Below are 10480 nucleotides of genomic sequence, written 5' to 3'. Positions count from 1 at the left end.
GCCGATCGAGCAGCGGCGCCCCCGCGAGCTGGAGGCACCGCCACAGCGTCACGGCGACGGAATCGAGCGCGGCGACCCCTGTCCGCTCCTCGACGTCCGCCACGAGCGGCGCGCCGTACAGATTCGTGCACAGGTACACGAGCGCGTCGGGCCGCTCGGCGGCGAGCTCGAGCGATCCCGGGAGCAGTTCCTCCGCGCCGACCCGTGCGAACGATTCGTTGTCGCTCAGGCCTAGGGCGCGGTGGCCAGTCACACGGACGCCCTCCGTGGCATACCGTGCCACGACCTCGAGGTTCACGTCCGCGGTGTACGGGGTCACGAGTCCCACGGTCTCCGTGCCGAACTGTCGGAACGCGTCGAGGTAGGCGAGGGTCGACGTCGTGGCCGGAATGCCCGTGGCCGCAGTGATCTCCGCAACGATCTCGCGGTCGTGCTGGGGACCGAGCCACGAGCCGGACGTGCCGTTCCACGCGATGACATCGACGTTCGCCGTCGCGAGCAGCTCTGCGGCACCGCGCATGCCCTCGACGTCGAACTGCCGGTCCGAGCCGGAGTCGAGCGCGATCCGGGTCACGGGGATCCGTGTCGAGTGGACCGTCACGTCCTCGCGGTCCCCGAGGATCCGATACGTCATGGGCTCGAGGCACGTGTTCGACGATGGCACGATCATGCCGATCCGCACTGGCCGGGCTGCCTGGACCATGGTCACTCCCCCTCTCCGCCGGCGCGCACGCCGACCGCTGCGAAACTCCGGCCATCCGGATTCTGGGCCGCGGCCTGCTGTGCCGCCTCCCGATAGCCGAGGCGCGGCACAAACCGGCCCACGGGGCCGGGATCGTGAAAGCCGTGCTCGTCGAGCACCACGCGGCCCCCCGCGACGACGGCCTGCGGCCAGCCCCGCAGCTCACGGCCGTCGAACGGCGAGAAGTCCGTTCCCATGTGAAGCGCGCCCCCGTCTACGGTCCGGGACTCGGCAGGGTCGAAGACCACGAGGTCCGCGTCGTGGCCCGGGGCGATGACGCCCTTGCCGGGCAGCCCATTGATCCGGGCGGGCGCCGCGGAGAACAGCTCCACGAAGCGCTCGAGCAGCCCAGCCCCGGCTGAGCCCGCCGCGGCGGCCGGGGACCCGCCGTCGTCCGCGCCCGGCGAGCCGAAGGCCAACGCGTTACCCCCCAACGCCTCGGCCAGCGCCGTGAACGCGACGGGCATGCGGGTCTCGACGCCGGGAAGCCCGTGGGGCATGTTCCGGACGTCGTCGGTGCGCTCGCGCTTCTGCGCGAGGTCGTAGCACGAATGGTCGCTCGAGACCGTGTGCACCGAGCCCTCCGCGAAGCGCTCGCGCAAGGCCGCGACGGTTTCGCGCGACCGCATGGGCGGGCAGCACGCGAACCACTCGGGGAAGCGCGAGGCATAGACGCCGTCGTCGAGCACGAGGTAGTGCGGGCACGTCTCGGAATGGACCGCGAGGCCGCGGGCGCGGGCCTCTGCCACGAGGTCGACCGCGCCCGGCGTCGACTGGTGCACGAAGTACGCCGGGGCTCCGGTGTACTCGGCCATCGCGAGGACCTCGCGCACGGAGGCCTCTTCGGCGAGCTCGGGGCGCGTCTCGTGCAGGTGTTCGATGCCGATCTGGCCCGCGTCCGCGTGCTCCCGCGTGCAGTCCGCGATCATCGCGTCATGCTCCGCGTGGATGTACGTGAGGCCGTCCAGGCGGACCATCTCGCGCATGACTTTGAGCACCGTGTCGTCGTCCGCCATGGTGGTGCCGCGGTTCGTCATGTACAGCTTGACGGACCGGATCCCGAGGCTGGCGAGCTCCTCGAGCTGCGCGGGGACCGTCTCGTCCCACGCGACCACGGAGCCGTGGAGGGCGACGTCGCAGCGCGCCTCGCGGGCGAGCGCGAGTTTGTTCGTCGCGGCCTCGAGCGGGGTCTCGCTCGCGTCGCGGGGGATGCCGAAATCGAGGATCGTCGTGGTGCCGCCCCACAGGGCGGCCGCCGTGGTCACGGCGTAGTCGTCGAGGGTGCGAAAGCGGCCCGTCACCTGGGCCACGTGGCAGTGGGCGTCCACGCCTCCGGGGATCACGACGCGGCCCGCCGCGTCCACGAGCCGCTCGGCCGGCGGAACGGGCTCGGAGGCGTCGACGAGGGCTGTCACGCGACCGCCGTTGACCACGACGTGCGCGGCTTGCGAGCCGAACGAGTTGACCACGAGTCCGTGCGAGATCACGAGGTCGTTCATGCGAGGGCCCCTGTCTCTAGCTGTGCCGCGCCGAGCGCCGCATCGAGGACCGGAGCGAGGCCCGCGCGCCGCTTGAGCGGCGGCGCGGCGAAGGACCCGGCGCGATGAGGCCCCGAGTGGAGCGCGACGACCGCCTCCGCGAGCCTGATCCCGGCACCGATCCCATCGACGACGGGCACAGGGATCTCCGACGCGACGTCCCGGGCGAGGCCCGCGAGCGGTGCGCCGGCCAAGATGACCACGTCGGCGCCGTCCTCCGCGACCGCGAGCCGTGCGAGCTCGACGAGCGTGGGCCGGAAGTCGGCCTGGACCGTGCCGATGCCGCGCAGCGCTTCCTTGATCGAGCGGATTGACGCGAGCCGCCCGCCGAAGCCGAAGTGCTCGACGCAGTCGCGGTACCAGGCCGTGATCCGGTCAGAGATGGCGATGATCGAGAAGCGGTGCCCTTGGAGCGCCGCGGCGCACAGCGCCGCCTCCGTGATGCCGATGACCGGGACGTCGACGAGCTCCTTGAGCGCAGGCAGGCCGGGATCGCCGAACGCGGCGACGACAACGCCGTCGACCTCGTCGCGATGCTCGGCGATGAGCTCCGCGACGGCGCCGGCGGCGAGAACGGCTTCGAAGCGGGTCTCGATGTATTCGACGCCGCGCGGCGCCGTGCGCAGCACGAGCTCGGTGGTGGGGGCGGCGGAACGTTCCGCCTCGGCGCGGATCAGCTCCGTCACGTCCTCGCTGATGTTCGGATTGACGACGAGAAGTCTCATGGTGGTTCCTTGAACTTGAAGAGGTCAGACCGTGTCTGGGTATTGCTCTGGCCGTACGTCCGATGGTTCGGGCTGGCTCACGCGGGTCAGACCGTGTCTGGGTATTGCTCTCTGTACTTGCCGATGTGCAGCGCCGACTGGGCCGCGGCGCGATCGGGGTCCCCGCTCGCGATCGCCGCGAGGAGGTCACGGTGTTCCTGGACGAGTTCCGGGAGGTCGGTGACGTGCCGGAAGAGCCAGTGCATGCGGCCCTGAAGGGGCTCGAGCGCCGTGCGGAGGAAGTTGTTGTCCGCGATGCGGGTCACCTCGTCGTGGAACTCGCTGTTGAGCCGGTGTGCCTCGTTGATGCTTCCGCGGGCCAGCGCGCCGGCCGCCCTCGAGAGGAGATCCTCGAGCCGCTCGATGTCCTCGGGGGTGGCGCGCTGGGCGGCGAGCCGGCATGCAAGGACCTCGAGCGAGAGCCGAACGTCGAAGAGGTCCTCGACGTCCTTCTCGCTGAGCGACGCGACGACCGAGCCCCGCGAGGCGCGCTCCGCGAGAATGCCCTCCTGGACCAGCATCCGCAGCGCCTCGCGGACGGGGAGGCGCGAGACGTTGAACTCGGCCGCGAGGTCCCGCTCTATGAGCCGGGTCCCTGGGGCGTAGTGGCCCTCGAAGATCCGGGTCCGCAGGGTGTCGCGGATCACCTCGCGCAGCGGTCGGTCGCGCTGCGGTTCTTCGGCGGGTTGTGCCATGCGGGTCTCCCCCTCGTTTCGGGCTGCACGCGGAAGGTGCAGCGGAGCGGTTCGGTTCCATTCGATCACGGGCCGGCCGGCGGACCCTGGGATGCGAGCCCACCGGCCGGCACGATCACACGGGCAGGCGCCGGCTGTAGTCGAGGGCGAGGACGGAGGCGCCCATGATGATCGCCGAGCCGACGAAGAACAGCAGCGCCCCCGTGTACCCGCCGGTCGCCCCGACGATGAAGCCGACCGCAATCGGCGTGACGAAGCCGGCGACGTTGCCGCTGAGGTTCATCGCGCCGCCGAGCACGCCGGCGTTGGTGCGGCCGCCGAGCGTCGCGGGAACGGCCCAGAAGAGGCCCACCCAGCGCAGGAAGAAGAGCACCACCGAGAGAAGCACGACGGCGGCGATCGGGTCCCCGACGATCGTCACCCCGACGAGGCCCGCCGTGACGATGACGCTCGACGCGCCGAGGAGCGAGCGCATGACGACGTTCGTGCCGTAGCCCTTCGCGCGGAGCCGGTCGGCGAGCGTGCCGCCGAGGATCTCGCCCACGAAGCCCGCCCCGAAGATCACGAACGTCGACCAGCCGATGGTGTTCAGGTTGAAGCCCTTGGCCTGGGCCAGATACAGCGGGCCCCACGTGAGCAGGCCGTAGAACACCCCGTTGAAGCCCAGCCAGCCGAAGCACATGGCCCAGAACGAGCGGAACCTGAGGTACGGCAGGAGGCCGCGGCGGGAGGTGCTGCCCGAGGCCTGGGCGGCCTCGTCCTCGGCGCGATGGGACGCCTCGATGTAGTCCGCCTCGGCGTCGTTGACGGCGCGGTGCTGACGGGGGTTGTCCCGCACGTACCACCAGATGAGGGCGCCGAGCACCACGGTCGCGATGCCCGCAATGATGAACGCCATGCGCCAGCCGCCGAACGCCGCGATGAGCCCCGTGATGAGGATGCCGCCTACGCCGGCCCCGAGCGGGGCGCCCGCGTCGAGGATGGTCGCGCCGCGGCCGCGCTCCTTCGAGTGCATCCAGAGGGCGTTGAGCTTGCCGCCCGCGGGCATGACGCCCGCCTCGGTGACGCCGATGCCCATGCGGGCGATGAACATGCTGAGGAAGCCGCCCGTGAGTCCGGAGGCCGCGGTCGCGGCGCCCCAGCCGATGCAGGAGGCCGTGACGACCTTGCGCGGCCCGAAGCGGTCGATGAGCCAGCCGACCGGGACCTGCATGAACGCGTAGGTCCAGAAGAACGCCGAGAGCAGGAGCCCCACAAGCTCAGGCGTGAGGTTGAACTCCTTCTGGATGATGGGAAGCGCCACCGAGATGGACCCGCGGTCCACGTAGTTCACGGTGACGAGGACGAGCAGCAGGATGAAGAGCTTCCAGCGCACGCCGGTGCGCTTGGCCGAAGCGGTGACCGCGGTAGCCTCCGCGGTTCCAGCGGAGCGCTGCGGCGAGGTTTCCTCTTGAAGGGACACGTGTCCTCCTTCACAACATTGGGAAGAGCCTGACCGGTCCGGGAACGGGCAGGCCATGGGAGGTGCGCAACCTTGATTTTGGGATCCCGAATTGGGATCCCAAAAGAACGATAGATGGTGACTCTAACCACAGTCAAGAGATTTGGGATCCCAATTCGGGATCCCACTTCGAGACTAGGGTCGAGGCCCTCCCCGAGATAGGCGCGCCAGGTAAAACCCTTCTCACGGCCCATGTCCGTTCGCGCCCGCCATTCAGGCCCGCCATCGGCGCGCCCCCGCGCGACACGCCGATTTCCACCGCACCACGACGCCCAAGATGGGCAGGAACGGACGCGCCCGCCGACAGAAGGGCCCCCGCGCCCGTGGGAGGGTGCGAGGGCCTTCGGACGACGGCGGCGCTCGCCTAGCGCTCGACCTCGCCGCGGATGAAGGCCTCGACCTGGGCGCGGGCCACGTCGTCAGCGCGCTGCTCGGGCGGGGACTTCATGAAGTAGGCGCTCGGGGACGTGAGCGGGCCGCCGATCCCCCGGTCGAGCCCGATCTTCGCCGCCCGCACGGCGTCGATGATGACCCCGGCCGAGTTCGGCGAGTCCCACACCTCGAGCTTGTACTCGAGCGAGACGGGCGCGTCGCCGAAGTTGCGGCCCTCGAGCCGCACGAAAGCCCACTTGCGGTCGTCGAGCCACTCGACGTAGTCGCTCGGCCCGATGTGCACGTCCCGCGGGGCCAACTCGGCCTCGACGTTCGAGGTCACGGCCTGGGTCTTGGAGATCTTCTTGGACTGGAGCCGCTCGCGCTCGAGCATGTTCTTGAAGTCCATGTTGCCGCCCACGTTGAGCTGGTACGTCCGGTCCACGGTCACGCCGCGGTCCTCGAACAGCTTCGCGAGCACGCGGTGCGTGATCGTCGCGCCGATCTGGCTCTTGATGTCGTCGCCCACGATCGGCACCCCGGCCTCGGTGAACTTCTGCGCCCACTCCGGAACGCCCGCGATGAACACGGGGAGCGCGTTGACGAACGCCACGCGGGCGTCGATCGCGCACTGGGCGTAGAACTTCGCGGCCTTGTCGCTGCCGACCGGCAGGTAGCAGACCATGACGTCGACCTGCGCCTCGCGCAGGGCCTCGACGATGTCTACCGGTTCCGCGTCCGACTCCTCGATGGTCTCGCGGTAGTACTTGCCGAGGCCGTCGAGCGTGTGGCCGCGCTGGACGGTGACGCCGGTGGGCGGGACGTCCGCGATCTTGATCGTGTTGTTCTCGCTCGCGAGGATCGCCTCGGCGAGGTCCACGCCGACCTTCTTGCCGTCGACGTCGAACGCCGCGACGAACTGGAGGTCGTTCACGTGGTACGGGCCGAACTCCACGTGCATGAGGCCGGGAACCGTGTCCTCCGGGTTCGCGTCGCGGTAGTAATGCACGCCCTGGACGAGGGAAGCGGCGCAGTTGCCCACGCCGACGATAGCCACACGGATCGGATTCTCAGACACGGTTCTCCTTGCAGATCATCAAGTCCCGGCGGACGGGCATCCGGCGCCGGAGAGCACAGCCATCGTATCCACCACGCCTGACCGCGCGCCCCCGGCCTAGACTCGAGTCACAGACTGTCACAGGAGGGGTCATGGCACGCCGAACCAAAAAGCAGTGGAAGGACATGAGCGCGGGAGGGCGAGCGGGGGTCGTCATCATGGGGGCGTTCGACCTCGCCCTCAAGATCCTCGCGTGGCGCGACCTCGCTCGCCGCCCGGCCGAGCAGGTGCGCGGGCCGAAGTTCGTGTGGTTCCTCGGGACGTTCGTGAACACGTTCGGGCCGATCGGTTACTTCCTCTTCGGCCGCAAGCGCCCGGAGATCCCGCCGACCCACCACTAGGGGCACGGGACCCCGCAAGGACCCGGACGGGACCCCACAACGTTGCGGGGTCCCGTCCCCACCGTTGCGGTCCCGTCCCCACCGTTGCGGGGTCAGTGGCCCGCGAGGATCCGATCGATCTCGGCGAGCTCGTCGTCGAGGAACTCGGGCCCCGCGAGGGCGCCGAGCGAATCCTCGAGCTGGGCGATCGAGGACGCCCCGACGAGCGCCGACGTCACGGGTGCCGCCCCAGAGGGCTGCGGCCGCAGCACCCACGAGATCGCCATCTGCGCGAGGGTCTGACCGCGGCCGGTCGCGAGGCCGTCAAGCGCCCGGACCATCGCGAGCTTGTCTTCCGTGAGCGACGAGGACCGAAGGAAGTGCTCCTTCGCCGCCCGCGAATCCTCGGGGACGCCCTGGAGATACCGGTTCGTGAGGAGCCCCTGGGCGAGCGGCGAGTAGACGATCGATCCGGCGCCGACCTCGTCGAGCGCCTGGTACAGGTTCGGGCTTCCCTGCTCGGTCCAGCGATCGGCCATCGAGTACCGCGGCTGGTGGATGAGCAACGGCGTGCCGAGTTCGCGGAGGATGCGCGCGGCCTCGAGCGTCTGCTGCGGCGTGTAGGAGGAGATGCCCGCGTAGAGCGCCCGGCCCGAGCGCACGGCGTAGTCGAGGGCGCCCATCGTCTCCTCGAGCGGAGTGTCGAGGTCCGGCCGGTGGCTGTAGAAGATGTCCACGTACTCGAGACCCATGCGCTTGAGCGACTGGTCGAGGCTCGAGATGAGGTACTTGCGCGAGCCCCACTCGCCGTAGGGGCCGTCCCACATGAGATAGCCGGCCTTCGTCGAGATGATGAGCTCGTCGCGGTACGGCCGGAAGTCCTCGCGCAGGTGCCGCGCGAAGTTGGATTCGGCGCTCCCCGGAGGGGGCCCGTAGTTGTTGGCGAGGTCGAAATGGGTCACGCCGAGATCGAAGGCCCGGCGCAGGATGGCCCGCTGCTCCTCGAACCTCTTGTCGTCGCCGAAGTTGTGCCAGAGGCCCAACGAAATGGCTGGCAGCTTGAGCCCGCTGCGTCCCACCCGGTTGTACTGCATCGCGTCATAGCGGCCGTCCGCCGCGGTGTAGGTCACGGCCTCGATCCTAGGACGGGCTCCGAGGCCGGACAAAGTGAGCGGCAGCACAGTCGAATGTGACGCTGGCACGTCATAGAGTCTTCTTAGCGCCGTATTCCCACCGAACGCGCACGACGTAAGGAGTAGCCATGGGATTCATCGGATTCCTCATTCTCGGCCTCATCGCCGGAGCCATCGCCAAGGCCATTCTGCCCGGGAGGCAGGGCGGCGGCTGGATTGCGACCCTCATCCTGGGCGTGGTCGGGGCCTGGCTGGGCGGCCTGCTGGGGGGCCTGATCTTCGGGGGCAACACCCTGGGAAGCTTCTTCGAGTTCCGGACTTGGATCACCGCAATCGTCGGCTCGATCGTCGTCCTGCTCATCTGGAGCGCTATCAGGGGCCGCCGCCGGGTGTAGCCCCAACGCACCTCGAGCCACGAGCCCCGTCCGGGATAGCCCCGGGCGGGGCTTCTCGCTGCCCGCCTCCCCGCGCGGAACCCGGCGGACGACGGCGCCGGGCCGGCATTCGTTTCAGGGTCGCCGCCCCGGCGACTTGAGTGACTAGTCACTCTCTTATACACTGAGGCCATGCCCAGACCACGCAGCGAAGACCGCCGCGGCGCCATCCTGTCCGCCGCCACGCGAGTCATCGCGGCCCAAGGCCTCGGGGCGACAACAGCGGCGATCGCCAAGGAGGCTGGCGTCTCCAACGGCTCCCTCTTCGTCTACTTCGACACGAAGGCCACACTGTTCAACGAGCTCTATGTGGCCCTCAAGACCGAGATGGGCGCAGCCGCCGTCGCCGGTCTTCCCGCGGGCAAAGAGCCTCGCGAGCAGGTCCGCCACCTGTGGACCCAGTGGTCGCGCTGGGCCACGGCCAACCCGCGCAAGCGGCGGGCCCTCGCGCAACTCGACGTCGCGGACGGCGTCACCGCCGAGAGCCATGGCCAGGCAAGCGCGGCCCTTGGCGGCATCGCGGAGCTCATCGACCGAAGTCGCGCCGGCGGGCCCATGGCGGACGTGCCGCTCGGTTTCGTCCTGGCCCTCATCAGCGCCATGGCCGAGGCTGCCATCGACGCGATGATCCGCGAGCCCGGGGAGGCCGAGGCTCGCAGCCGCGTCGCCTTCGAGGCCGTGTGGCAGGTGCTGTCGGGCGCGCCCACCCGGGCCGCCCCGCCATCGAACGGCCCCACCCCACCGCGCTGATAACGCACCACATCGCCCCAAGACCCCCTGAAAGGGAACAGAAATCATGGACACCTCGAGCCGCATCTCCCCGCCGGCCAAGGCCTGGATCATCACCGGACCCACCTCAGGAATCGGGCGGCGCGCCGCGCTCGAGATGGCCCCGCACGGCACGCTCGTGCTGGTGGGCCGCGACCCCGGGCGCCTCCATGAAGTCGAGAACGAGATCAACGCGCAGCCCGGCGGCCACGCGATATCGGTCGTCTGCGACTTCGCCGACCTCGAGAGCGTGCGACGGGCCGCCGGGCACATCGTCGCGCTGGGCCTCCCGATCGCGGGCCTCCTCAACAACGCTGGCATCTCCCCGGCGCAGGCCGTCCAGACGGCGCAGGGATGGGACCTCGCGTTGACGACCAATCACCTCGGTCCCTTCGTCTTCACCGAGGCGCTCATCCCCCACCTGCCCGACGGCGCGAACGTCGTCTTCACGTGCTCAGCCGTCGAGGACCCCGAGCGGAAGCCCGCGGTCGCCGCCGGCTTCCGCGGCGCGCGGTACGTCTCCGCCGAGGCGAGCCTGCGCGGAGAGTGGCTGCCCGGCGGCGCGTCCATGCCTGGCCTCGATGCTTACGCCACGTCGAAGCAGTGCAACCTGGCTACCGTTTTCGCGTTCGCGCGCGAGACTCCGCGCCTCCGCTTCAATGCCGTCGAGCCGGGCTTCAACCCCGGAACCGGGCTGAGCCGCGACGCCAACGCCGCCGTGCGCTTCCTGCTCAAGTACATCGCGGCACCGCTCGCGCCGTTCATCAAGTACTGGAGCACGCCCAAGCTCGCCGGCCGCATGATCGCCAAGGTCCTGACCGATGAATCGGACAGCACCGGTGTCTACTACGACGAGACCGGCAAGCCCATGCTTGGCTCCGTCCAGGTCCGCGACGCCGAGTTCAGCGATCGAGTCGTCGCCGAGACCCGCGCTCTGCTCGCCGACATCTCGAGCCAGGCGTCCTAGGCGCGGCGCCTCGAGGAGAGGGCCCGCGCCCCGCGCTCATTCCACGAGGACGACGGCGCCCGGCCCCGGAAACGCGAAGAAGTCGCCTTCGCGGCGGATCGCCGGATCGGTCGCGACGGCCACGCGCCG

The 10480-nt window shown here is 69.8% G+C and carries 11 protein-coding genes; 4 read left to right on the top strand and 7 right to left on the bottom strand.

Going from position 1 to position 10480, the window contains the following annotated elements; translation table 11 throughout:
* The 6 genes from ACLN58_RS12210 to ACLN58_RS12185 all read right to left on the bottom strand — a co-directional run.
* Positions 1-703: Asp/Glu racemase (locus ACLN58_RS12210; RefSeq protein ID WP_415855530.1), on the bottom strand; the 703-nt coding region annotated here is incomplete at its 3' end.
* A gap of 2 nt (positions 704-705) precedes the next feature.
* Complete coding sequence (locus ACLN58_RS12205; RefSeq protein ID WP_415855529.1) at positions 706-2241, bottom strand: dihydroorotase; 1536 nt, start codon at positions 2239-2241, stop codon at positions 706-708.
* The gene (locus tag ACLN58_RS12200; protein WP_415855528.1) at positions 2238-3005 is read right to left on the bottom strand and encodes an aspartate/glutamate racemase family protein; all 768 of its coding nucleotides are present in this window, start codon (positions 3003-3005) and stop codon (positions 2238-2240) included. The genes ACLN58_RS12205 and ACLN58_RS12200 overlap by 4 nt, the downstream gene beginning before the upstream one ends.
* A gap of 86 nt (positions 3006-3091) precedes the next feature.
* On the bottom strand, positions 3092-3739 hold the full coding sequence (locus tag ACLN58_RS12195) for a GntR family transcriptional regulator (RefSeq protein WP_415855527.1): 648 nt from the start codon (positions 3737-3739) through the stop codon (positions 3092-3094).
* A gap of 115 nt (positions 3740-3854) precedes the next feature.
* Positions 3855-5201 (bottom strand): MFS transporter, encoded by a 1347-nt coding sequence (locus tag ACLN58_RS12190; RefSeq protein WP_415855526.1) that lies wholly within the window; start codon positions 5199-5201, stop codon positions 3855-3857.
* A gap of 403 nt (positions 5202-5604) precedes the next feature.
* The gene (locus ACLN58_RS12185; RefSeq protein ID WP_415855525.1) at positions 5605-6690 is read right to left on the bottom strand and encodes an inositol-3-phosphate synthase; all 1086 of its coding nucleotides are present in this window, start codon (positions 6688-6690) and stop codon (positions 5605-5607) included.
* 131 nt (positions 6691-6821) lie between these two features.
* Between ACLN58_RS12185 and ACLN58_RS12180 the strand changes: the two genes are divergently transcribed.
* Positions 6822-7070: a PLD nuclease N-terminal domain-containing protein gene (locus ACLN58_RS12180; protein ID WP_415855524.1), complete on the top strand. Its 249-nt coding sequence runs from the start codon at positions 6822-6824 to the stop codon at positions 7068-7070.
* A gap of 92 nt (positions 7071-7162) precedes the next feature.
* On the opposite strand, the gene ACLN58_RS12175 is transcribed toward ACLN58_RS12180, so the two are convergent.
* Positions 7163-8179 (bottom strand): aldo/keto reductase, encoded by a 1017-nt coding sequence (locus ACLN58_RS12175; protein ID WP_415855523.1) that lies wholly within the window; start codon positions 8177-8179, stop codon positions 7163-7165.
* Between the two features lie 131 nt (positions 8180-8310).
* Between ACLN58_RS12175 and ACLN58_RS12170 the strand changes: the two genes are divergently transcribed.
* The 3 genes from ACLN58_RS12170 to ACLN58_RS12160 all read left to right on the top strand — a co-directional run bounded on the left by ACLN58_RS12170 (position 8311) and on the right by ACLN58_RS12160 (position 10351).
* Positions 8311-8577 (top strand): GlsB/YeaQ/YmgE family stress response membrane protein, encoded by a 267-nt coding sequence (locus tag ACLN58_RS12170; RefSeq protein WP_415855522.1) that lies wholly within the window; start codon positions 8311-8313, stop codon positions 8575-8577.
* A gap of 171 nt (positions 8578-8748) precedes the next feature.
* Entirely contained in the window at positions 8749-9366 is a 618-nt protein-coding gene (locus ACLN58_RS12165) for a TetR/AcrR family transcriptional regulator (protein WP_415855521.1), read from the top strand.
* Positions 9367-9412: 46 nt separating this feature from the next.
* Entirely contained in the window at positions 9413-10351 is a 939-nt protein-coding gene (locus ACLN58_RS12160) for an SDR family NAD(P)-dependent oxidoreductase (protein ID WP_415855520.1), read from the top strand.
* Positions 10352-10480: the final 129 nt, after the last annotated feature.

Source organism: Sinomonas sp. G460-2 (genome assembly GCF_047759905.1).
Lineage (GTDB): Bacteria > Actinomycetota > Actinomycetes > Actinomycetales > Micrococcaceae > Sinomonas.
Note: the sequence above shows the minus strand (reverse complement) of the source record. Positions and strands in the feature narration are given on the sequence as shown.